18 protein-coding genes are annotated in these 22,333 nt (G+C 63.6%); 13 read left to right on the top strand and 5 right to left on the bottom strand.

The features are described 5' to 3' along the window. Positions 1–34: 34 nt before the first annotated feature. The 7 genes from ileS (at position 35) to mutL (ending at position 10,613) form a co-directional block, all read left to right on the top strand. The gene (gene ileS / locus HG718_RS10465) at positions 35–2,959 is read left to right on the top strand and encodes an isoleucine--tRNA ligase (protein ID WP_160588395.1); all 2,925 of its coding nucleotides are present in this window, start codon (positions 35–37) and stop codon (positions 2,957–2,959) included. 27 nt (positions 2,960–2,986) lie between these two features. Further along, on the top strand, positions 2,987–3,559 hold the full coding sequence (gene lspA / locus HG718_RS10460) for a signal peptidase II (protein ID WP_160588394.1): 573 nt from the start codon (positions 2,987–2,989) through the stop codon (positions 3,557–3,559). A gap of 74 nt (positions 3,560–3,633) precedes the next feature. After that, on the top strand, positions 3,634–4,242 hold the full coding sequence (locus HG718_RS10455; RefSeq protein WP_160588393.1) for a DUF3035 domain-containing protein: 609 nt from the start codon (positions 3,634–3,636) through the stop codon (positions 4,240–4,242). 209 nt (positions 4,243–4,451) lie between these two features. Next, a complete protein-coding gene (locus HG718_RS10450) occupies positions 4,452–5,954 on the top strand; it encodes a M16 family metallopeptidase (protein WP_160588392.1) in 1,503 nt (500 codons plus the stop codon). Further along, positions 5,954–7,273 carry a M16 family metallopeptidase gene (locus HG718_RS10445; RefSeq protein ID WP_160588391.1) on the top strand — a complete coding sequence of 440 codons (1,320 nt, stop codon included), beginning with the start codon at positions 5,954–5,956 and terminating at the stop codon, positions 7,271–7,273. The genes HG718_RS10450 and HG718_RS10445 overlap by 1 nt, the downstream gene beginning before the upstream one ends. A 100-nt stretch (positions 7,274–7,373) precedes the next feature. Further along, positions 7,374–8,690 carry a glucose-6-phosphate isomerase gene (locus HG718_RS10440; protein WP_160588390.1) on the top strand — a complete coding sequence of 439 codons (1,317 nt, stop codon included), beginning with the start codon at positions 7,374–7,376 and terminating at the stop codon, positions 8,688–8,690. A 6-nt stretch (positions 8,691–8,696) separates the two neighbouring features. Further along, positions 8,697–10,613 carry a DNA mismatch repair endonuclease MutL gene (gene mutL, locus HG718_RS10435; protein ID WP_160588389.1) on the top strand — a complete coding sequence of 639 codons (1,917 nt, stop codon included), beginning with the start codon at positions 8,697–8,699 and terminating at the stop codon, positions 10,611–10,613. Positions 10,614–10,658: 45 nt separating this feature from the next. On the opposite strand, the gene rsmD is transcribed toward mutL, so the two are convergent. Continuing rightward, on the bottom strand, positions 10,659–11,237 hold the full coding sequence (gene rsmD / locus HG718_RS10430) for a 16S rRNA (guanine(966)-N(2))-methyltransferase RsmD (protein ID WP_160588388.1): 579 nt from the start codon (positions 11,235–11,237) through the stop codon (positions 10,659–10,661). Continuing rightward, complete coding sequence (locus HG718_RS10425; protein WP_160588387.1) at positions 11,215–12,213, bottom strand: pseudouridine synthase; 999 nt, start codon at positions 12,211–12,213, stop codon at positions 11,215–11,217. The genes rsmD and HG718_RS10425 overlap by 23 nt, the downstream gene beginning before the upstream one ends. Before the next feature lie 169 nt (positions 12,214–12,382). On the opposite strand from HG718_RS10425, the gene HG718_RS10420 reads away from it, so the two are divergent. The 5 genes from HG718_RS10420 (at position 12,383) to HG718_RS10400 (ending at position 16,527) form a co-directional block, all read left to right on the top strand. Beyond that, the gene (locus HG718_RS10420) at positions 12,383–12,979 is read left to right on the top strand and encodes a hypothetical protein (protein ID WP_160588386.1); all 597 of its coding nucleotides are present in this window, start codon (positions 12,383–12,385) and stop codon (positions 12,977–12,979) included. Between the two features lie 13 nt (positions 12,980–12,992). After that, a complete protein-coding gene (locus tag HG718_RS15585; protein ID WP_205345695.1) occupies positions 12,993–13,727 on the top strand; it encodes a hypothetical protein in 735 nt (244 codons plus the stop codon). Between the two features lie 67 nt (positions 13,728–13,794). After that, positions 13,795–14,232 carry a nucleoside deaminase gene (locus tag HG718_RS10410; RefSeq protein ID WP_160588385.1) on the top strand — a complete coding sequence of 146 codons (438 nt, stop codon included), beginning with the start codon at positions 13,795–13,797 and terminating at the stop codon, positions 14,230–14,232. Positions 14,233–14,400: 168 nt separating this feature from the next. Beyond that, positions 14,401–15,639: an acyl-CoA dehydrogenase family protein gene (locus tag HG718_RS10405; protein WP_027839191.1), complete on the top strand. Its 1,239-nt coding sequence runs from the start codon at positions 14,401–14,403 to the stop codon at positions 15,637–15,639. A gap of 246 nt (positions 15,640–15,885) precedes the next feature. After that, positions 15,886–16,527, top strand: coding sequence for a glutathione S-transferase family protein (locus tag HG718_RS10400; RefSeq protein WP_160588384.1), 642 nt, complete (start codon positions 15,886–15,888; stop codon positions 16,525–16,527). A 14-nt stretch (positions 16,528–16,541) separates the two neighbouring features. Here HG718_RS10400 and HG718_RS10395 read toward each other — a convergent pair whose 3' ends face one another. After that, positions 16,542–18,488 (bottom strand): PAS domain-containing protein, encoded by a 1,947-nt coding sequence (locus tag HG718_RS10395; protein ID WP_280179191.1) that lies wholly within the window; start codon positions 18,486–18,488, stop codon positions 16,542–16,544. A gap of 143 nt (positions 18,489–18,631) precedes the next feature. Further along, entirely contained in the window at positions 18,632–19,672 is a 1,041-nt protein-coding gene (locus HG718_RS10390) for a phosphotransferase (protein ID WP_160588381.1), read from the bottom strand. Positions 19,673–19,778: 106 nt separating this feature from the next. Between HG718_RS10390 and HG718_RS10385 the strand changes: the two genes are divergently transcribed. Further along, entirely contained in the window at positions 19,779–21,173 is a 1,395-nt protein-coding gene (locus tag HG718_RS10385; protein WP_160588379.1) for a mechanosensitive ion channel family protein, read from the top strand. Between the two features lie 23 nt (positions 21,174–21,196). Here the strand turns inward: HG718_RS10385 and HG718_RS10380 are convergent, their stop codons facing one another. Beyond that, positions 21,197–22,294, bottom strand: coding sequence for a phosphotransferase family protein (locus tag HG718_RS10380; RefSeq protein WP_160588377.1), 1,098 nt, complete (start codon positions 22,292–22,294; stop codon positions 21,197–21,199). Positions 22,295–22,333 lie beyond the last annotated feature (39 nt).

The raw sequence follows: 22,333 nt of genomic DNA, 5'->3' as shown, positions 1-22,333 counted from the left end.
ACGGCGCGGGGCAGATGCGAGTCCGATAAAACTGATGGCCACCCCTACCGATACGACGACCACCGATAGCGCCGAGGCGCCTGACTACCGTCCGACCCTGTTCCTGCCGCAGACCGACTTCCCCATGAAGGCCGGCCTGCCCAAGCGTGAGCCGGAAATCCTGGCCCGCTGGTCGGAGATGGACCTCTATGCGCGCCTGCGCGAGGCCCGCAAGGACGCGCCCGTTTTCAGCTATCACGACGGCCCGCCCTATGCGAACGGCAACCTGCATATGGGCCACGCGCTCAACAAGATCCTCAAGGATATGGTGTGCCGCTCCCAGTCGCTCCTGGGCCGGAACGCCGCCTTCGTGCCCGGCTGGGACTGCCACGGCCTGCCGATCGAGTGGAAGGTCGAGGAAAAGTACCGCAACGCGGGCAAGAACAAGGACGAGGTGCCGGTGCTCGAGTTCCGGCAGGAATGCCGCGACTTCGCTGCCCACTGGGTCGATGTGCAGCGCGAGGAGTTCCAGCGTCTCGGCGTGCTGGCGGACTGGAAACGTCCGTACACCACCATGTCCAATGACGCCGAAGCGTCCATCGTTTCCGAGTTCCTGAAGTTCGCTATGTCGGGCGCGCTCTATCAGGGCTCGAAGCCGGTGATGTGGTCGACGGTTGAAAAGACGGCCCTGGCCGAAGCCGAGGTCGAGTATCACGACCACAATTCACCGACGATCTATCTCGCATTCCCGGTGCAGCGCTCGAAGAACGTCTTCCTGTCGCCCAGCATGGAGCAGCGCCGCGCGCATCTGGTGATCTGGACGACAACGCCCTGGACCATCCCCGCCAACCGCGCCATCGCCTATGCCGAGCACATGACCTATGTACTGGTCGAAGCAGGTCACGAAGGCCCGCAGGGCATGGAGCGCAAGGCCTATGTGGTGGCCGAGCCGCTGCTCGAGACCTTCCTCAAGGAAACGGGCCTCGACAAGCCGCAGATCGTGCAGACCTTCTCCGGCAGGGAGCTGGAAGGCACCGTCTGCGCCCATCCGCTGCGCGGACAGGGCTATGAGTTCGACGTGCCGGCACTGGCGGGTGATTTCGTCACCGACGAACAGGGCACGGGCTTCGTGCATGTCGCCCCCGGCCACGGCCAGGATGACTACATCCTCGGCATGAAGCATGGCATCGAGGTGCCGCACACGGTGGGCGAAGACGGCACCTATTACGACCACGTGCCGCTGTTTGCCGGCCGTCAGGTACTGCTGCCCAACGGCAAGAACGGCGACGCCAACAAGACGGTCATGGAAGCGCTCGGCGCCACCGGGCACCTCGTGGCATCCGGCCGCCTGCAGCACTCCTATCCGCATTCATGGCGCTCCAAGGCACCGCTCATCTTCCGCAATACCCCGCAATGGTTCATCTCCATGAGCCATGAAGGCCTGCGCGACAAGGCGCTCGCGGCCATCGACACGGTGAAATGGTACCCGGCCCGCGGCCAGGCCCGCATCCGCTCCATGGTGGAAACCCGGCCTGACTGGGTGGTCTCCCGCCAGCGCGCCTGGGGCGTGCCGCTGACCATCTTCGTCCATAAGGAAACCGGCGAGATCCTGCGCGACGATGAAGTCAACAAGCGCGTCACCGATGCGGTGGCCGAGCGCGGCTGCGATGCGTGGTACGACACCGACCCTCAGTCCTTCCTCGGCAATGACTACAAGGCCGATGACTATGATCAGGTGATGGACATCCTGGACGTCTGGTTTGATTCAGGCTCCACCCACGCCTTCGTGCTGGAAGGCCGCGAGGACCAGACCTGGCCCGCAACACTCTATCTTGAAGGCTCCGACCAGCATCGCGGCTGGTTCCAGTCGTCCCTGCTTGAAAGCTGCGGCACCCGTGGACGCGCGCCTTATGATCAGGTGGTGACCCACGGCTTCATTCTGGACGAGACCGGCAAGAAGATGTCGAAGTCCGGCAAGAACGCCATGTCGCCGGAAAAGATCATCCAGCAGTCCGGCGCCGAGATCCTCCGCATCTGGGTCGCCAGCTCCGACTACCAGAACGATCTTGTTGTCGGCCCCAACATCATCAAGGCGTGTACGGACAGTTACCGCAAGCTGCGCAACACGATCCGCTTCCTGCTCGGCAATCTTGCGGGCTTCGAGGAAAGCGAGCGCGTCTCCCTTGAGGACATGAAGGCAGCGCCGGAGAGCGAAGGCCTCGGCCTTGAGCTGTTCGTACTGCATCGCCTGGCCGAGCTCGACCAGCTGGTGCGCGAGGGCTACGAGACCTACGACTTCACCCGCGTCTTCCACGCGCTGACCAATTTCTGCGTCACCGAGCTGTCGGCGTTCTACTTCGACATCCGCAAGGACGCCCTTTATTGCGATGCGCCGGACAGCCTGCGCCGCCGCGCCGCCCGCACGGTGATGGATCAGGTCTTCGCCTGCCTCACCGCCTGGCTTGCACCGGTCCTGTCCTTCACCATGGAGGAAGCCTGGCTCAGCCGCTTCCCCGAGGAGGACGGCTCGGTGCATCTTCGCACCTTCCCCGACGTGCCCGCCGACTGGAAGAACGACGACATCGCCGCCCGCTGGCAGCGCCTGCGCCAGTTCCGCCGCGTCGTCACCGGCGCGCTTGAGATCGAGCGCCGCGAAAAGCGCATCGGGGCCAGCCTCGAAGGCGCGCCGCATGTCTATGTGGAAGACGATGCCATTCGCGCAGCCCTTGGTGATGTCCCGCTGGATGATCTCTGCATCACCTCCGAGCTCACCGTCATGCCGGCAGGCGACACGGCCCCGGCCGATGCCTTCCGCCTCGATGATGTGGCGGGCGTCGCGGTGGTGCCGGTCCACGCCGAGGGTGAGAAATGCGCCCGCTGCTGGAAGATCCTGCCCGACGTCAATTCCGTGCCCGCCCATCCCGGCACCTGCGGCCGCTGCGCCGGGGCCGTGAGCGCGCGTGCCGGTGCAGCCGAATAGGGCTGCAGAGCAAAGGATACCGATCCCATGAACTGGCTGACCCGGCAGGCGTCCGACGCCCTGGCATCCCTCAGGGACCCGGCAGCGCATTTCCGCTACGGGCTTGTGCTGGCCGTGCTTATTGCCGTCGCTGACCGGCTCAGCAAATGGGCGATCCTCTATTGGGTGGACCTGCCGGCCCGGCAGAAGATCACGGTCACGCCGTTTTTCGATCTCACCATGGTGTGGAACCCGGGCATCAGCTACGGCCTGCTGCCCGCCAATTCCACCTGGTCGGTCGCCATTCTGGTGATCTTTGCGTTGGTGGTAACGGCTGCGCTGACGGTCTGGCTGGCCCGCATCGAGAACCGGCTGCTGGCAGCAGGCGTCGCCATGGTCATCGGCGGGGCGGTGGGCAATGCCTATGACCGGGTGGTCTATGGCGCGGTGGCTGATTTCGTCAGCCTTCATGCTTTCGGCTTTTACTGGTACGTTTTCAACGTGGCTGATGTGGCCATCGTTGTTGGTGTAGTATTGCTGATCTGGGACGCGGTCTTCGGACCCGAGGCCCGGGAAGAACGCGCCCGGCGCCAGTCGCCGGGGACGGACAACGACCAATAACGACGCACAAGGCGTGCCGGGCGGGGCCCGGCGCAAAAGACGGGCGTAACTGAGGAAGCGAGGCCTAAGGCATCATGACCGGACAGGCGATGACGCAGACGGTGTTTACCATTTCCCGCTTGAAGGCCCTTGCGGGCCTGGCTGCCGGGGCGCTGCTGCTGGCAGGCTGCGGCGGTGGCGGGCTGGACGATGCCCTGGGCCTCGGCAAGAACCCGCCGGATGAATTTGCCATCGTGACCAAGGCCCCGCTGGCCATTCCCCCGGATTATGCCCTGCGTCCGCCGCAGCCCGGCGCGTCACCGCGCCAGTCGCGCAGCGCGCAGGAACTGGCCGCCTCCGCCCTTTACGGGGAAAGCGGCGATGTGTCGTCCCGTGCGCTCGGCCAGCCCGGCGGGTCCTCCGGCGAGGCAGCCCTGCTTGCCAATGCCGGGGCCACCAACGCCAGCCCGGAAGTCCGCAAGCTGATTGAAAGCGAGTACCAGTCGCTGATTGATGCCGACAAGACCTTCGCCGACCGCATCATCTTCTGGCAGGACCGGGGCCCCCAGCCCTATCCGGTGGATGCCCAGGCCGAGGCCCAGCGCCTGCGCAAGAACGACGCGCTCGGCGAGCCGGTGACCGAAGGCGAAACCCCGCGCATCGAGCCCAAGGAAAACCAGGGTCTGCTCGAAGGCCTGTTCTAGGCACAGCCGCGGGGGCAGGCCCGAGCGGCCGTGCCCGACCGCGCCCAAGCATCCACGTAAGGTCACCCAGCCGTGACCATGTGGCACGCAGCTTCCATGGGCGCGGGCCCTTTTCCGTCATATTCTGCGGGTCATATGGGACAGGGGAGTCCGTCCGGACGTCCCTGCCTGCACGTCATGAGCTGCTTCCCGCAAGTGAGGAGACCGGAATGATCCGCCCGCCCCGCGCCCGGACCCATCTTTCCCTGAAGGCATTTGCCGCCCTGGCCCTTGTGGCCGGCCTCACAGCCTGCGGCGATGAACGCGACGAAGCCTTCCAGGATGTGGAGACGCCCGAGGCCCCGCAGGCCACCGCTGCCGTCGAGGCCGCGGAAGATGCCGAGGCGGCCAAGGCCCGCACGCCGATCATCAGCGATCCCGGCACGGTGGAGGCCACCGGCCAACCCATCCCCCGGAGCTTCACGCTCGCCAATGGCATGCAGGTGGTAGTGATCGAAGACCGCCGCGCCCCCGTGGTCACGCATATGGTCTGGTACAAGGTGGGCTCGGCAGATGAGCCGCGCGGCAAGTCAGGCATCGCGCATTACCTGGAACACCTGATGTTCAAGGGCACCGGCAAGGTGCCCAATGGCGAGTTTTCTGCCACCGTCGCCCGCAATGGCGGCCAGGAAAACGCCTTCACCTCCTATGATTATACCGGCTACTTCCAGCGCGTGGCACGCGACCGCCTGCCGCTTGTGATGGAGCTTGAAGCCGACCGGATGACGGGTCTCGCTCTTACCGAGGAGATCACCTTGCCGGAGCGCGACGTGATTCTCGAGGAGCGCTCCGCCCGCATCGACAACGACCCCGGCTCGCTGCTTGCCGAGCAGATGAATGCAGTTCTCTATCTCGCCCACCCCTACGGCACCCCCATCATCGGCTGGGAGCATGAGATGCGCGGCCTCACCCATGAGGACGCAACCGCCTTCTATAAGGCGCACTACGACCCCGCCAACGCCATCCTCATCGTTGCGGGCGACGTGGACGCCGAAGAACTTCTTCCGTTGGCGGAAAAATTCTACGGCGTCATCCCCACCAATGGCGAAACCTATACCCGCGACCGGCCCATGGACCCGCCGCAGCGCGCGGCCCGCCGGGTGGTGCTGGAGGATGCGCGCGTGGAGCAGCCCTATGTGCGCCGCGCCTATCTCGCACCGTCCTACACCAATGATGCCCCCGGTGAGGCGGAGGCCCTGGACGTGCTGTCGGAGATCATCGGCGGTGGCGCCACGGCGCGCATCTACAAGTCTCTTGTCGTCGAGCAGAAGATCGCGCTCGGGGCCAGTGGCTGGTATTACGGCTCATCCCTTGATGACGGCAGCATCGGCTTTTACGCGATCCCGGCAGACGGCGTGTCGCTGGCTGAAGCGGAAGCTGCCATTGACGCGGAAATCGACAAGCTCCTGGCAGAGGGCGTGACTGAGGAAGAAGTCGCCCGCGCCCAGAAGACGCTCGTGGCCAACGCCATCTTCGCCCAGGACAGCCAGCAAGCCCTGGCCCGCGCCTATGGCGTGGCCCTCTCGACCGGTCTCACGGTGGAGGAAGCGGCGACCTGGCCCGACCGGGTACTGGCCGTGACGCCGGAACAGGTCAACGCGGCTGCCCGCAAATATCTCAAAAAGGAGCGCTCCGTGACGGGCGTCCTCAAGCGCCCGGAGGAGGATGCCTGATGCTCCGTTTCGCCAAGGCATGCGCCTTCCTCCTGCCGGTCCTGGCCTTCGCCCTGCCGGCCCACGCCGTCGACATTGAACCCGTGCGCGGGGACAGCGGCGTTGAAGCCTGGCTGGTCTCCGAAGACACAGTCCCCATCGTCGCGGTCGAAGTGCTGTTCCACGCGGGCTCCCATCTTGATCCTGAGGGCAGGGAGGGGCTGGCGGAACTCACCACGAGCCTGATGACGCAGGGCGCCGGGCCCTATGACAGCCAGGCCTTTGCCGCCCGCCTGCGCGACCTCAATGTATCGCTCTCCGTCTCAGCCGGCCGCGACACGGTGCATGTGCAGATGCGCACCCTGACCGAGAATGTGGATGAAGCCTTTGGCCTCATGCGCCTGGCTCTCACCGAGCCGCGTTTCGACGAGGAAGATGTCGCCCGCGTGCGCGCCCAGGCTCTTGCCGGTCTCGCCCAGGATGAGGAAGACCCCAACACCGTCGCCTATCGCACCTTCTTCGCCGAGGCCTTCGGTGCCCACCCCTATGCCACCCCCACATCCGGCTCACCGGAAAGCATCACCGCCATCACGGTCGGGGACATGCGGGCCTATCTTGCAGGCAGCCTCGCCCGCGACAACGCGTCCATCGCTGTCGTCGGTGACATCTCTGCTCAGGACCTCATTCCCCTGCTGGACAAGACCTTCAGCACGCTGCCGGAAACATCCGAGCGCGCGGATGCCGGTGCCACCGAGCCGCTCGTGCCCGGCGTGACACTTATCGAGCGCGACAACCCGCAGACGGTCGTGGTCATGGGCATGACCGGCCTCAAGCGCGACGACGCAGACTTCATCCCCGCCTATGTAATGAACTACGTGCTCGGCGGCGGCAGCTTCGTCAGCCGCATGTTCAAGCAGGTGCGTGAGGAACGGGGGCTCGCCTATACGGCCTATACCTCGCTTTATCCGCTGCGCCATGGCGGGCTCACCATGGGCTATTTCGCGTCCGGCAATGCAACCGCGGGCGAAGCGCTTTCTGTCGCCCGGCAGCAGATCGCCGACGTGGCAGCCAACGGCATCACCGAGGATGAGCTGGAAATCGCCAAGACCTACCTCACCGGGTCCTACGCGCTGCGCTTCGATTCGAGCCGCGCCATCGCCAGCCAGCTCGCAGCCATCCAGTTCGAGGATCTCGGCATCGACTACATCAATGAGCGCAACGGGCTCATCGAGGCGGTGACACTGGACGACATCAAGCGGGCCGCCTCACGTGCCCTGTCCCCCGATGCCATGCGTATTGTCGCCGTCGGCAAGCCGGAAGGCATTTCGGCAACCGAATAGGCCATGACGGGTTATTCTTCCGGCTGACTTTGAGGCGTCACGGGCGGTTGCTACGCTTTGCATCCGCCCGTTCCGCAGCTCGCGCAAACCGGAGTACTCCATGTCCACGTCCCGCACCGGATCGCTTCCCTATCTGCAGGATCTGTCCGGCAGTCTCGGCCCCGGCGGCCTGTCGCCGGATCGTTTCGAGGCGCTGCTCGACGCAACGTCCCCTGCGCTCGCAGGCCTGCGGCAACAGCACGAGGATGGGTCGCTGCCGCTCCTGCGCATGCCGGACCGGCGTGATGATATGGCGGACATGGAGCGCATCGCAGCGCATCTGCGCGAGGGCGCGACCGACGTGGTCGTGCTCGGCATCGGCGGCTCCAGCCTCGGCGCCAAGGCCCTGGCCCAACTGGCCTATGACGCCACCCCGGCCGGGACGTCAACTGGCGCTGTGGGCAGCCCGCGCGTCCACTTCCTTGAAAATCTCGACCCCCACACCTTCGAGCGCCTGATGGCCGCGCTTGATCTGGGCACAACACGCTTTCTCGTCGTCTCCAAGTCCGGCGGCACGGCGGAGCCATTGATGCAGGCCTATGCGGCCAAGGCAGCCCTCACGGCGACAGGGGCGGGAAACGACCTTGGCCGCCACTTCGCCGCCATCACCGAGCCCACCGACAATGCCGTGCGCCGGTTCGCCCAGGCCGTCGGGGCCCCGGTCATCGACCACGAAACCGGCGTCGGCGGACGGTTCTCTGTCCTCACAAATGTCGGCCTCGTGCCCGCGCTGCTGCTGGGGCTCGATGCCACCGCGATTCGCGAAGGCGCGGCCCGCGTGCTGGCACCAATACTCGATGGCGCTGCGCCCGATGACGTGGCACCCGCCGCTGGGGCGGCCATGCAGGTCGGGCTGGCGGAGGATGCCGCCATCGCCACCAGCATCATCCTTGCCTATTCGGACAGGCTGGAGCGTTTCGGCCTCTGGTACCGTCAGCTCTGGGCCGAAAGCCTCGGCAAGGACGGCAAGGGCACGCTGCCCGCCACCGGCATCGGCCCGGTGGACCAGCACAGCCAGCTGCAGCTCTATCTCGCGGGCCCCGCTGACAAGGCCTATACCGTGATGTCCGTCGGCTGCGCGGGCGCAGGCCCCCGTGTCGCGACCGATGACCCGGCCCTGGCCTATCTCGACGGCAAGGCGATGGGTGATCTCCTGGACGCCGAGTTCCGCGCCACGGCTGAGACCCTGAGGGCCAACAAGCGTCCGGTCCGCACCATCGACATTCCGGTGCTGGACGAGACCGCCATGGGCGCGCTCCTCATGCATTTCATGCTCGAGACGATCATCGCAGCCCACCTCATGGGTGTTGATCCGTTTGACCAACCCGCCGTCGAACAAGGTAAAGTGCTCGCCCGCAAATATCTCGGAGAGATGTAGCCGCTTATGGCTGAGCCCGCCTCTGATTCTGCCCGCCCGTCTGATGGAGCAACGCCCCCCCGTCCGCAGATCCGCCGCCTGAGCGAAGGCACGGTCAACCGCATCGCGGCCGGTGAGGTGGTGGAGCGCCCGGCCAGCGCTGTGAAGGAACTGGTGGAGAACGCCCTTGATGCGGGTGCGCGCCGCATCGACGTGGCGATTTCCGGCGGCGGCAAGACGCTTGTCAGCGTCGAGGATGACGGCTGCGGCATGACGGCGGACGATCTGCTGCTCGCCATCGAACGTCATGCCACCTCCAAGCTGGCGGTTGATGACGCAGGCACCGAAGACCTCGTGCACATCAACAGCTTGGGCTTTCGCGGTGAGGCATTGCCCTCCATCGGCGCTGTGGCACGGCTTGGCATCATCAGCCGTCCGCGTGGCGGGGAGGGCCATGCGCTTAAGGTGGAAGGGGGCAAGCTGTCAGGTCCCCGGCCCGCGGGCACGGCCCCCGGCACGCGTATCGAGGTGCGCGACATCTTCTTCGCAACCCCCGCCCGGCTCAAATTCCTGAAATCGGATCGTGCCGAGGCGCAGGCCGTCAGTGACGTTGTCAAGCGCATCGCCATGGCTCATCCGCGCGTGGCGTTTTCGCTCACCCACGAAGGCCGCACTATGCTGCGGCTTGATGCGGAAGCCGCCACCGATGATGAAGAAGCACATCTGGCGCGGCTGGCGCGCATCCTCGGGCGCGACTTCCAGGACAATGTCATGCCCGTCGCCATTGAGCGTGAGGGCATTGCGATCCACGGCCATGCGGGCCTGCCCACCTTCAACCGCGGCAACGCCCAGGCGCAGTATCTGTTCGTGAACGGACGGCCCGTGCGCGACAAGCTCCTGACAGGGGCTGTCCGCGGCGCCTACGCGGATTTTCTCGCCCGTGACCGCCACCCCATCCTGGCGCTGTTCGTCGAGGTCGATCCGGCTGAGGTCGATGTGAACGTCCACCCCGCCAAGGCGGAAGTGCGCTTCCGTGACCCCGGCCATGTGCGGGCACTGATCGTCAAGAGCCTGCGCATGGCGCTCGACGCTGCCGGCCATCGCGCGTCCACCACCGTGGCAGGCGCGGCCCTGGGGGCATTCCGGCCTGAGCCTCAGACCCTGCACCGGCCCCCGCCTCAGCGCCACCTCATGGAGCTGGCCTCCCGCAGTTTCGCACCCTCTGCCCCCGCCACCCACGTGCCGGGCATGGAAGACGGCCACGGCGGCGAGGCATCCGCCCACACACCGGCAGACGCCCTGGCGGGCTTCGAACGCGCCGAGGCGCGGGTGGAAGATACAGCGTCCACGGATGACCTGATGGACCGCCCCCTCGGCGCGGCGCGCGGCCAGCTTCACCTCACCTATATCGTGTCGGAAACCCGCGACGGTCTGATCCTGGTCGATCAGCACGCCGCCCATGAGCGGCTGGTGCATGAGCGCATGAAGAAGGCCCTCTCCGAAGCCGGGATCAAACGGCAGGCCCTGCTTGTGCCCGAAGTGGTGGAGCTGGGGGCAGGGGAGGCCGCAGCCCTGGCAGACCGCTCCGATGAACTGGCGGAGCTGGGCCTGGTCATCGAGCCCTTCGGCGATGGCACCATCATCGTCCGCGAGACGCCCGCCATGTTGGGCGACACGGACATTCAGGGCCTCATCCGCGACCTCGCCGATGAAGTTGCCGAGCTTGGAGAGGCGCTGTCCCTGAAAGAGCGTCTGGATGAAGTGTCCGGCACCATGGCGTGCCACGGCTCCGTGCGCGCCGGCCGCCGCCTCACCGCGGCTGAGATGAACGCCCTGTTGCGCGAAATGGAAGTCACCCCCCATTCCGGCCAATGCAATCATGGCCGCCCCACCTATGTGAAGCTGACCCTGCCGGATATCGAGAAGCTGTTCGGGCGGCGGTGATATCGACCAGCCCGCTCTCCCTCCGGCCTGAGCGGAGGGAGAGCGCTATGAGCCAGATTGTTGAGGCTGCAGGAACACCACCTGTGTGTCGCCATAGCCGCGCCGGTCGATCTCTTCAAAACCGTCCGGACACGTCACATCAGCAGACGCCGCTTCCTCCAGCACGCACAGCGCTCCCAGTGCAAGCCAGCCGCCGCCAAGCGCTGCGGCAAGCGCCTTTTCCCCCAGCTCCTTGCCATAGGGCGGGTCACAGAAAACAAGGTTGAAGGGCGGGCCGCTGGAACCTTCGCGCGGGCCAAGCTTTGTGGCATCGCGTCGGTAGAGTTTGATGCGGCCGGTCTCGCCCAACGTGTCCGCGTTGGTGCGGATCAGCCCGCGGCTCTGCGGATGGTCATCGACAAACAGCGCGAAAGACGCCCCGCGCGACAGGGCTTCAAGTCCCATGGCGCCCGTGCCCGCGAACAGATCCAGCACGCGCGCATCCTCCAGGGTCCAGTCGCCGAAATCCCCATGGGCCAGCACGTTGAACAGGGCTTCGCGCGTCCGGTCCGTCGTCGGCCGCACCCGATTGTCCTTCGGCGTCTGCAAAGGCCGGCCCTTGTTACGGCCGCCGACGATGCGCATCGGGTTTCGCTCCGCTTACGGGTCTGCCCTTGGGGGCGGTCTTGGGTTTTGTCTTTGGTCCTGTCTGTGACGGGCTCTTTGGCGTGCCCTTCGCCACGGGCTTGCCCTTCGCCACGGGCTTTTTCTTGCCATGCGGCCGCGAGGCAGGCTTGGCCTTGGCCCAGCCGTCGCCGCGCCGCGGGGTGCGCGGCCGGTTGCCGAGCTGGTCTTCCATCACCCGCTCGGGCACTTCCTCGGTGGCCCCGCGCGCCAGATCGCCCAGCTGGAACGGGCCGTAGGAGAGGCGGATGAGCCGGTTCACATCAAGGCCGATGGCTGCCAGCACCCGGCGCACTTCGCGGTTCTTGCCCTCCTTGAGCGAGACCGTGAGCCACTGGTTGCGCCCGCCCGCCTTGTCCCGCGACGAGGCTTCCTGCCGTTGCGCGTCGATCGGACCATATTTGATCCCGTCGACCGTGATGCCCCGGGCGAGCCGGGCCAGCGCTGTGTCTTCGATGCGCCCGTGCACGCGCACCCGGTAGCGGCGCACCCAGCCCGTCGCCGGCAGTTCCAGCTTGCGGGCCAGCTCGCCGTCATTGGTCAGCAGCAACAGGCCTTCGGACGCAATGTCGAGCCGCCCGACGGAGATCACCCGCGGCATGTCCTTGGGCAGCGCATCAAAGACGGTCGGCCGTCCCTGCGGGTCGCGCGCCGTCGTCACCAGCCCCACCGGCTTGTGATAGCGCCACAGCCGGGTCGGTTCCGGCGGCCGCACCACCTTGCCATCCACCATGATCTGGTTGGCCCGGGTTACCTTGATGGCCGGGGTCGTCAGCATGCGCCCGTCCAGCTTGACGCGACCGGCCTCGATCATCGCCTCGGCTTCCCGGCGCGAGCAGATGCCCGCACGCGCCAGGTATTTGGCAATGCGCTCGCCGTCGGCGGGGGCGTCCGTGCCGCCGGTGGCCGGCTGATCTGTCTTCGGGGTGTCGCTCATCTCCGCGTCTCTATCAGAAGCTGTCGTCAACTACGATGCTCAATTCACACCAAATACCCCACTGCTAGACATCCATTGTGTTTGCGAACCAACCAATCTTCCTTGACGTCGTTGGTGGGTGATGAAGTAATTAGGGTCCATTGACCAGGTTTGCTTCGAGGAGAATGAGATGACAGCAAGCAGTGCGGAACTGCGCGTAGTGTTGTATGCGGACGAGACCATCGTCGATGAATCGGATGATGTCGCTTTATGGCAGGCAGTTCTAAAGCAGATACGCGGATTGGACGGCGGCGTATTTCAGGAATCTGTAGGAAATAATGAGATTGAAAAGAACGGATCGTCTGTTGCAGATGAAGGAGATTCAGTCAGCAAATTTGCTCGAGATGTAGGAGTTTCAGTAGAACAACTAGTCGGAGCTCTTGGTCCACAGCCTGACGCGCCATACCTAAACCTGGACACTAGGAAGTGGGAATCATTCGTCAAGAATACTCCGAAGCGGGGCACAGGTAGTGTGCCTGCTCTGGTTTTGGCTGCAACCGCTTTGGTTGGCTGGGCGCAGCATGAGCGATCGTTTGAACCTACGCAAAAATTAGCGATCGACGTCCTCAATCAAATTGGAGCAAAATACAGCAACCCCGCGAGAAGTTTAAAGAACTGTGCTTGGCTGCAGATTAGAAACGGGAAAATAATACTAAACCCAGCCGAAAAAACCCAAGCGATGAGGATATTAACGGCTTTTGTTCTTGGAGAGTCGGTGATTGCATGAGGCTGGGAGAGACATGCCGAATGGACCCTTAGTTGATCTATTAAAAAATCTTCGAACAGCTGATTTTACGAACGATGAAAGGGCTGTTGCTGTAATTTGGTTGGCCTGCCGCTTTGATGAGAGTGTAAAAGTTCCGTATGCTGACATAAAATCCTGCTTTGTAGATGCAGGGTACTCGGCGCCGAGTGGCGTATGGCTTCGCACAAAACTGAAAGCAGACCAGCGGGTTCTGGGAGGCAAGAGTGGGCCTTATAGACCGAATGCAAGAAAGCTCGCCGAGCTGGATCAGAAATTTGGACCCTACGTATCAGCACTGCCAAGTGCATCATCATCGTCCGTTTTAGACCCAAGCATTTTTGAGAGAACAAGAGGCTATATTGAAAAAGTAGTTGTCCAGATTAACAACAGCTATGACAACCAATTATACGATTGCTGTGCTGTAATGTGCCGGCGGCTTATCGAGACCCTAATTATCGAGGTGTACGAAGCCGGTGGAATTGCAGATGCCATAAAGGGCAGTAGTGGGCATTTCTGTATGCTTGCCGAGTTGGTTGCCATATTGAAGGGTGACGCTAGGTTTAATTTGGGTCGAAATGCTGAAAAGGGTTTGGACGACCTTAAACGCCTTGGCGACCTGTCCGCCCACAACCGCAGGTACAATGCGCGCCGAAATGACATCGACCGCGTAAAGAGCGATCTTCGTGTGGTCTCCGAAGAGCTGCTAAATCTAGCAGCGATGGGGCGATGATGTTCGAAATCGGATCCTGGCACTAAGACTGCAGCAACAAAGCTTCTATTTGATGCATCAAGCCCCCATGGATATCGCCTTTGCCGAGGCGGAAGCCGCCGCGGCCCGTGGCGAAGTGCCCGTGGGTGCTGTCGTCACCGGCCCGGACGGCAGGGTCCTCGCCCGCGCCGGCAACCGCACGCTGGAAGACCGCGACCCGACGGCGCATGCGGAAATGCTGGTGATCCGCCACGCGGCAGCGGCGCTTGGCTCCGAGCGGCTCATCGGCTGCGACCTCTATGTCACCCTCGAGCCGTGCCCCATGTGCGCGGGCGCCATCTCCTTCGCCCGCATACGGCGGCTCTATTATGGCGCGGATGACCCCAAGGGCGGCGGGGTGGCCCATGGTGCCCGGGTGTTCGAACGTCCCACCTGCCACCATGCCCCGGAGGTCTATGGCGGGCTTGATGCCGCCCGCGCCTCTTCACTGCTGAAGGGCTTCTTCCGCAGCCGCCGTGACGGCTGAAAGCGCGGCTGCGTCGTTCCTCTTCGCACATGCACAACGGGAAAAGCCGGGAATTGCCCGGCGCGGCATTCCGCGTCCCCTTTGGGACGTGACGCGGCGTTTTCAAGGGGATAGAGTCCGTCCCGAAACCGATATTCGCTAACCCGAAACCAAAGAGGAAACGGCAAGATGAATTTCGAACATACCGACAAGGTGAAGGAGCTGATTGCCCGGCTCGAAGCCTTCATGGATGAGCACATCTATCCGAACGAAGACACCTACAACGCCCAGATGGACGCGTTCCGCAAGGAAGGCAATCCGTGGCAGGTGCCGCAGATCCTGGAAGACCTGAAGCCGAAGGCCCGCGAAGCCGGCCTGTGGAACCTCTTCCTGCCGGATTCCGAGCATGGTGGCGGCACCTCCAACCTCGAATACGCACCGCTCTGCGAGATCATGGGCCGCGTCGGCTGGGCGTCGGAAGTGTTCAACTGCTCCGCACCCGACACCGGCAACATGGAAGTGTTCGAGCGCTATGCCTCCGAAGAGCTGAAGGAAAAGTACCTGAAGCCGCTTCTGGCCGGTGAAATCCGCTCCGCCTTCCTGATGACCGAACCGGCGGTTGCGTCGTCCGACGCCACCAACATCGAGACCCGCATCGAGCGGGACGGCGATGAATATGTCATCAACGGCCGCAAGTGGTGGTCGTCGGGCGTGGGTGATCCGCGCTGCAAGGTGGCCATCGTCATGGGCAAGACCGACCCGGGCGCCGATGCCTATCGCCAGCAGTCGCAGATCATCGTCCCGCTGGACTCGCCGGGCATCGAGATCGTCCGTATGCTGCCGGTCTTCGGTTATGATGACGCGCCGCACGGCCACGCCGAAGTCATCCTCAAGGATGTGCGGGTGCCGGCCGGCAACCTTATCCTCGGCGAGGGCCGTGGCTTCGAGATCGCCCAGGGTCGCCTCGGCCCGGGACGTATCCACCACTGCATGCGCACCATCGGCGTTGCCGAGCGGTGCCTCGAAAAGATGGTGAAGCGCCTGCTGACCCGTGAAGCCTTCGGCAAGAAGGTCGCCGAGCACTCAGTGTGGGAACAGCGCGTGGCCGAAGCCCGCACCAATATCGAAATGACCCGTCTGCTGACCCTCAAGGCGGCGGACATGATGGACAAGGTGGGCAACAAGGTCGCCCGCGCCGAGATCGCCATGATCAAGGTGGCCGGTCCGCGCATTGCCCTGCAGGTCATCGATGATGCCATCCAGGCCCATGGCGGCGGCGGCGTGACCAGCGACTTCGGTCTCGCCAAGGCCTATTCGGGTATCCGTACCCTGCGCCTGGCCGACGGTCCGGACGAAGTGCACAACCGCACCATCGCCCGCCTTGAGTACAAGAAGCACCTGGACGAGATGCGCGCTGCTGCCGAGTAGCAGTCTCGTGATCGCTCTGACCAGGAGTTGTTAAGCGGACAGCCCGGCACCATATGGTGTCCGGGCTGTCTGTCTTTGTGCCAAGTGCCACCACGGACCTGCCCCGATCAGCTTGCCTGAAAGGTCCAATCCGGCAGAACACGGCCCCTTGCAGCGCCGTCTTTCTGTCGCAAAATAACTGTCGGCTCCCGGCCCGCTGCAAGGTGCATAACGCACCGGCCCGGACGGGGAGCGGAGGATCAGCCGATGAAGCTCTACAACAACAATCTGTCGCCCTTCTCCGCCCGCTGCCGCCTGATGCTCTATCACAAGGGCATCGAGGTGGAGATGATCGATCCCTTTGCCACCCTCGAGCCGGAGGCCTTTCTGGCCCTGACGCCGCTGGGAAAGGTGCCCGCGCTTGAAACCGATGACGGCTGGGTGCTGCCGGAATCAGAGACCATCTGCGAATATCTTGAACAGCTCTACCCCGAGCCGTCCTTGCTGCCGGACGATGCCCGCGAACGCGCGCGCGTCCGGTTGCTGGGCCGGATCGGCGATCTTTACCTGCTGCAGCCGCTGACCACCCTGTTCGGCAATATCGATCCGAGCGTGCGTGACCACGACAAGGTCGTGGCAGCCTTCAAGGATTTGAAAAAGGCGCTTACCTGGCTCGATTACTATCTGGATGGTGATGCCCATGCCGTCGGCGGGCGAATGTCCCTCGCCGATTGCGCCCTGGTGCCCATCCTGTTCTTCGTACGGAAGATTCCGGAGCTGTTCGGCAAGTCCGTGTGCCTGCTGGATGATCACCCCAGCGTCACTGGCTATTGGCGCGGCATCTTCGAGGAGCCCGCCGTTGCCCGCATCTATGAGGAAATGGACGCCGCCCTCAAGGGCATGCGCTGAGCGGCCGGTTCGCGTCAGGCCTGCTGGCGCACATCCGGAGCGGCGGGCACCCGCGCAGCGACAGCGGCAGGCAGCGTGATCGCAACGGTCGTGCCGGCGCCGGGCTGGCTTGAGATATCAAACCGCCCATCCTGAAGCTCAACAAGCGCCTTTACCAGCGGCAGGCCGAGACCCGTTCCCTGGCTGGCGAGCTCCGCGTGCTTCACCACCTGCTCGAAGGGATGCAGCACGCGCTCAAGGTCTTTCTCTTCGATGCCGACGCCCGTATCCGTCACGCTGATTGTAATGGCGCCCGCATCGCTGGGTGCCGCAGCCACCGTGATGCGTCCGCCGGCTGGCGTGAACTTCACCGCGTTGGACAGCACATTCAGCATGACCTGGATCAGCGCCCGCTCATCCGCATAGACGGCCATGCCGTCCACGTCATCCGCGTCGATCAGAAGCTCGATCTCACCTTCGGCAACCCGGGTTTCCACCATGCGGCCGGCCTTGCGCAGGATCGGCGCCAGCGGCACGTCCTCGACGGTGAGGTCGTACTTGCCCGCCTCGATCTTCGACATGTCCAGAATATCGCCGATCAGCGACAGAAGATGGCTGCCGCTTTCGTGGATATGCCCGGCATATTCGTCATATTGCTGCGCGCCCAGCGGACCGAAGACCTGGCGCGTCATCATTTCCGAGAAACCAAGAATGGCGTTCAGCGGCGTGCGGAGCTCGTGGCTCATATTGGCCAGGAAGCGTGACTTGGTCATGCTTGCCTGCTCCGCCCGTTCCCGCGCGGCCATCAGCTCCTGCTCACGCCGCTTCTGCTCAGTGATGTCGCGGGTGCAGGACACGAAGCCTTCGAAATTGTCATGGGCATCAAACAGGGGCCCCAGCGCAGCTTCCAGCCACACATAATGGCCGTCCGTCCGCTTCATCCGGAAGGATGTGCGCCGCATCTGCCGGTCAAAGCGCATGGCTTCGACCGCTGCCGTTACCGGCACCAGATCATCAGGGTGCAGGAACTCTGCTGCCATTAACCCGGTGCAGTTTTCTGGCTTGTGTCCCAGGATCCTCTCGATGGACGGGGAAATGTAGGCAATGCGTCCGTCCTTCGTGAAGCGCGCAATGGCATCCGTAGAATGCTCCGCCAGCAGACGGAATTCCTGCTCCGACTGCCGGACGGCTTCGTTGGCGGATTCCAGTTCCGTCACGTCCTGGCAGATGCCGACAATCGAGACTGCATCGCCGCTGCCGTCCCGCTCCACATGACCCATCAGCATGGTCCGGCGATAGGTGCCGTCGGAATGACGCATTGAGACAATGCGGTTGAACGAGGCACCGCTAACCAGCGCCTCCATTACTTCGGTGAATACGGTCTCACTGTCATCCGGCGACATAAGGTCCAGCGTCCACCGCATGTCGGTGGGCATGTCTTCGCGGCGCAGCCCAACCATGGAGAACATGCCGTCCGACCAGTAGGGGCCCGGCTCGTACTTGTCCCAGCGCCAGTGGCCGAAATTAACGGCTTTCTCAGCGCGCTGAATTTCTTCTTCGCGGCGTTTCTGGGCAATTATGTCACGGGTCACCATCACCACGCCATTGACGTTGGGATCATCCAGCATGTTGATGGCGTGGGTCTGAACCCAGATCCAATTGCCGGATACGGTTCGCATGCGATGGTCGGTCAACTGCCTGCGGCCGCCATGCTCCACCAGTTGGCCGAATTCGGTTGCAACCAGCGGATAATCATCGGGGTGGAAAAGCTCCGGGCCAAGACGATCAACGGCACCGGAGAAAACCTCGAACAGGTGCTTGCCGACCGGGTTGGAATAAATGACCCGGCCGTTCTCGTCGATCACGGAGATCATGTCCGCGGCGTTCTCGACCACGGTGCGAAAAAATGCATCCGGCGCCGCTCCATCCAGAAGCGGTGTGCCGGTCGCTTTCCTCCCACGCGACTTTGGACCCTGCGGCATATTGTTATGACTTCACAGCAGTTGGTTCACTGCTCAAAGTCTGGGCACGGAATAGTTAAGAACCCGTAGGCCATGGCAGGCGCAATTTGTCGCCTGCCATAAAGCCGGGATTTTCCGGCGGTTTTGCGTCGGGTGCCGGAGGGTTAACGAAGCTTTTTCGTCTGTGCCAGGGCCGCCTCGGCAAGCATCTTGGCCGCGTTGCCATAGATCAGGGCCTTCTCGGAACTGGCATTGCCGTCCAGGCCGCGCTTGTAGACGCCCTGGGCAATGGAGGCGAGGCGGAAGATCGAGAAGCCTACATAGAACGGCCAGTTCTCGATCCCCTCGCGTCCCGTGCGGCGGCAATAGGCAGCCACATACTCATCCTCATCGGGAATGCCGGACGTGGTGAAATCAACGCGCGTCAGCGTGCCCATGGTGGGGCTGTCGATGTGGTAGAGCATCGAATTGTAGCCGAGATCCGCCAGCGGATGACCGATGGTCGAAAGCTCCCAGTCCAGCACCGCAATCATCTTCGGCTCGGTGGGGTGGTACATGGTGTTCTCGAGCCGGAAATCACCATGGGCAATCGAGACACTGTCCTCATCCGGAATGTTGTCCGGCATCCAGGCAATGAGCTCTTCCATGTCGGCAATCGTCTCGGTCTCAGCTGCGCGGTACTGCTTGATCCAGCGTGATATCTGCCGCTCGAAGTAATTGCCCGGGCGCCCGAAATCCTCAAGGCCGACAGCGGCAAAATCCACCTTGTGCAGTTCCGCCAGCACACGGTTCATGTCGTCATAGATGGCCGCGCGCTCTTCAGGTGTTTGCTCGGGCAGCGTCGGATCACGGAACACACGGCCCTCCAGGTGCTCCATGACGTAGAAGGCCGTGCCGATCACTGCGTCGTCCTCGCACAGCGCATACATGTGCGGCACCGGCACCGGTGTGTCGGCCAGGGCTTTCATCACCTTGTATTCGCGGTCGACTTGATGGGCGCTGGCCAAAAGCTGGCCCGGGGGTTTCTTCCGCAGCACATATTTGCGCGCCGGCGTCACCAGCTGGAAGGTCGGGTTGGATTGCCCGCCCTGGAACTGGCGGACGCTGAGCGGGCCTTCAAAGCCATCCACATTGGCCTCGCACCAGCGGGCAAGGGTGGCTTCATCGAAGCGGTGGCGGTCAAGAACGTCGATTGTTTCCGACATGAGGTCTATCCAGGAGAAATATCAGGGTCGGGCGAAGTCCTAGCACGCAGCCGCCAGCCGCGCGAACCCCTCGACAGCGGGCGGAGCCGGTGATCGTATATGGAACATGTACCAACCCGCCCCCGAGAGTCCCGCCGCGCCGGACCTGCCCGACCTTGCCGAAGCGGCAGCGGATGCAAAACCGCTCGTGGAAAAAGCGCTCGCCTGGCTGCGTGACGAGGTGCTGACAGTTGATGTCGCCATCGAGGCCGGCCTGCTCGCGCTGATCGCTGTCATCGCCATTCTGGCCGGCCGCCGTCTTGCGCCGGTCATCGCTTCGGCTGCCATGCGTCTGGCAGGCCGGTCATGGCTGCGGACCCGTGTGGAACGCATCGGCGCCCTTGCCGGACCCATCATGGCGCTGGTGCTCACCTGGGGCGCGGGCACGGCTGTGCGCGCTGCCGGGCGGGACCCGGTCTTGCTGACCATTGCCGGCAGCTTGCTGATCGCCTGGGTGTTGATCCGGCTGATTACCGCACTCACCAGGCAGACGGGCCTCACACAGCTGGCCGGGCTCGTCATCTGGGCGGTGGCAGCGCTCGCCATTGTCGGCTGGCTGGAAGCCTTCATCCAGGCGCTGGATGCTGCGGCTTTCACCGCTGGCGGGATGCGCATATCCCTGCTCACCATCGTCAACGGCATCCTGCTTATCAGCCTCCTGCTCTGGGCTGCCATTACGCTCGCCCGCGTGCTGGAAACCCAGCTTGGCCGTGTGGACGGCGTCACGCCCGCTGCCCGCGTGCTGGTGGGCAAGGTGGTGCGCATCGCGCTGTTGACCATTGCCGTCCTGGTGGGCCTCACTTCGATTGGCATCGACTTCACAGCGGTCGCGGTGTTCTCAGGTGCCATCGGTGTCGGCATCGGCTTCGGCCTGCAGAAGGTTGTCTCCAACCTCATCAGCGGCATGATCCTGCTGCTCGACCGCTCCATCAAGCCGGGCGACGTGATCGAAATCGGCGAAGCCTATGGCTGGATTTCCAAGCTCGGCGCGCGCTACGCGGCCATCGTCACCCGCGACGGCAAGGAATACCTCATCCCCAATGAGGACCTGATCACCCAACAGGTGGTGAACTGGTCCTTCTCCGACCGTGCCGTCCGGCTCAAGATCGGCGTCGGTGTCAGCTATCAGTCCGACGTGCGCAAGGCGCTGGACCTGATGATGGAGGCGGCGCAGGAAAACGACCGTGTACTGAAGGCCCCGCCACCCGCCACCCGGCTCATCGGCTTTGGTGACAATTCCGTGGATCTCGAATTGCGCATCTGGGTCAATGATCCGGAAGCCGGCGTGGTGAATGTTGCAAGCGATATCCGGCTTGCCATCTGGGACAAGTTCCACGCGGAGGGAATCGAATTCCCCTTCCCGCAACGCGACCTGCACATAACGGCAGCCGATGGCCTGCGCGACACGATGCGCGATGTCATAAAGGAAATGCGGGACGACAGCGCCGCCCCGCATCCCTGAGTGTCTGATCCTGGTCCGGATGCCTAGACGGCGCCGGCCTTCTGCGCGTAGAGCCAGCCTTCCTCAGCCAGCGGACGCACATTGGCAGCCATGGTCTTGGCATGGTCGCTTGCCGCCGTCCCGTCGCGCACGCGGCCCGCAATGCCCTGCAGAATGCCGGCCAGCCGCATGAAGTTGTAGGCGTAATAGAAGTCGAGATTGTCGATCCCGTCGCGGCCCGTCCGGTCGCAATACATCTTCACATAATCGTCGAAGCTCGGAATGCCGAGGCTCGCAAGGTCTGCATGGCGCAGCGAGCCCGTGCCGCCACCGGTGCCCTGACCGGGCATCCGCCACTGCATGGTGTGATAGGTGAAATCACCCAGCGGGTGGCCCAGCGTCGACAGCTCCCAGTCCAGCACCGCCAGCACGCGCGGCTCGGTCGGGTGCAGCACCATGTTGTCGAGACGGTAATCGCCGTGAACGATGGAGGTGGAGTCTTCATCCGGAATATTGTCCGGCAGCCACTCCATCAGCTTGTCCATCTCTTCAATGGTCTCGGTTTCGCTGGCGCGATACTGCTTCGACCAGCGCGAAATCTGGCGCGCGAAATAATTGCCTGGCTTGCCGAAATCACCCAGGCCCACCTTCTCGTGGTCCACCATGTGCAGCTTGGCAATGGTGTCGTTCATCGCGTCATAGATCTTGCCGCGGTTCTCCTTGGTCTCCTGCGGCAGCAGGGGGTCCCACAGGATGCGGCCATCGACCATCTCCATGACGTAGAACATGGTGCCGATGACGCTCTCATCCTCGCACAGCGTGTAGGCGCGGGGCACCGGCACATTGGTGTCAGCCAGGGCCGAGATCACCCGGAATTCGCGGTCAACGGCATGGGCAGAAGGCAGGAGCTTGCCCGGCGGCTTGCGCCGCAGCACATATTTCTGCTTCGGCGTGACAAGCTGATAGGTCGGGTTCGACTGACCACCCTTGAACTCGCGCACCTCCAGAGGGCCTTCAAAGCCCTCCACCGTGTCCGAGAGATAGTCGAACAGTTTGGCTTCATCAAAGCGGTGGTTGTCGCCCACCTCCTTGGTGCCGGAGAACATCTCCTGGCGGTCGTCGGACTGTGCCGCTTCACTCATGCGTTTGCTCCGCTGTTGTTGCTATTGCGTGTTTGAAAG

The organism is Pyruvatibacter mobilis (genome assembly GCF_012848855.1).
GTDB lineage: Bacteria > Pseudomonadota > Alphaproteobacteria > CGMCC-115125 > CGMCC-115125 > Pyruvatibacter > Pyruvatibacter mobilis.
The sequence above is the reverse complement of the archived record's forward strand: the minus strand, read 5'-3'. Positions and strand labels throughout refer to the sequence as shown.

Excerpts from the sequence above, each read along its gene's own strand:
- HG718_RS10380 (WP_160588377.1), bottom strand. The coding sequence starts at position 22,294 with ATGAGTGAAGCGGCACAGTCCGACGACCGCCAGGAGATGTTCTCCGGC.
- HG718_RS10385 (WP_160588379.1), top strand. The coding sequence starts at position 19,779 with ATGTACCAACCCGCCCCCGAGAGTCCCGCCGCGCCGGACCTGCCCGAC.
- HG718_RS10455 (WP_160588393.1), top strand. The coding sequence starts at position 3,634 with ATGACCGGACAGGCGATGACGCAGACGGTGTTTACCATTTCCCGCTTG.
- mutL (WP_160588389.1), top strand. The coding sequence starts at position 8,697 with ATGGCTGAGCCCGCCTCTGATTCTGCCCGCCCGTCTGATGGAGCAACG.
- rsmD (WP_160588388.1), bottom strand. The coding sequence starts at position 11,237 with ATGCGCATCGTCGGCGGCCGTAACAAGGGCCGGCCTTTGCAGACGCCG.
- HG718_RS10440 (WP_160588390.1), top strand. The coding sequence starts at position 7,374 with ATGTCCACGTCCCGCACCGGATCGCTTCCCTATCTGCAGGATCTGTCC.
- HG718_RS10400 (WP_160588384.1), top strand. The coding sequence starts at position 15,886 with ATGAAGCTCTACAACAACAATCTGTCGCCCTTCTCCGCCCGCTGCCGC.
- HG718_RS10425 (WP_160588387.1), bottom strand. The coding sequence starts at position 12,213 with ATGAGCGACACCCCGAAGACAGATCAGCCGGCCACCGGCGGCACGGAC.
- HG718_RS10450 (WP_160588392.1), top strand. The coding sequence starts at position 4,452 with ATGATCCGCCCGCCCCGCGCCCGGACCCATCTTTCCCTGAAGGCATTT.
- HG718_RS10395 (WP_280179191.1), bottom strand. The coding sequence starts at position 18,488 with ATGCCGCAGGGTCCAAAGTCGCGTGGGAGGAAAGCGACCGGCACACCG.
- HG718_RS10445 (WP_160588391.1), top strand. The coding sequence starts at position 5,954 with ATGCTCCGTTTCGCCAAGGCATGCGCCTTCCTCCTGCCGGTCCTGGCC.
- lspA (WP_160588394.1), top strand. The coding sequence starts at position 2,987 with ATGAACTGGCTGACCCGGCAGGCGTCCGACGCCCTGGCATCCCTCAGG.
- HG718_RS10410 (WP_160588385.1), top strand. The coding sequence starts at position 13,795 with ATGGATATCGCCTTTGCCGAGGCGGAAGCCGCCGCGGCCCGTGGCGAA.
- HG718_RS15585 (WP_205345695.1), top strand. The coding sequence starts at position 12,993 with ATGCCGAATGGACCCTTAGTTGATCTATTAAAAAATCTTCGAACAGCT.
- ileS (WP_160588395.1), top strand. The coding sequence starts at position 35 with ATGGCCACCCCTACCGATACGACGACCACCGATAGCGCCGAGGCGCCT.
- HG718_RS10390 (WP_160588381.1), bottom strand. The coding sequence starts at position 19,672 with ATGTCGGAAACAATCGACGTTCTTGACCGCCACCGCTTCGATGAAGCC.
- HG718_RS10420 (WP_160588386.1), top strand. The coding sequence starts at position 12,383 with ATGACAGCAAGCAGTGCGGAACTGCGCGTAGTGTTGTATGCGGACGAG.
- HG718_RS10405 (WP_027839191.1), top strand. The coding sequence starts at position 14,401 with ATGAATTTCGAACATACCGACAAGGTGAAGGAGCTGATTGCCCGGCTC.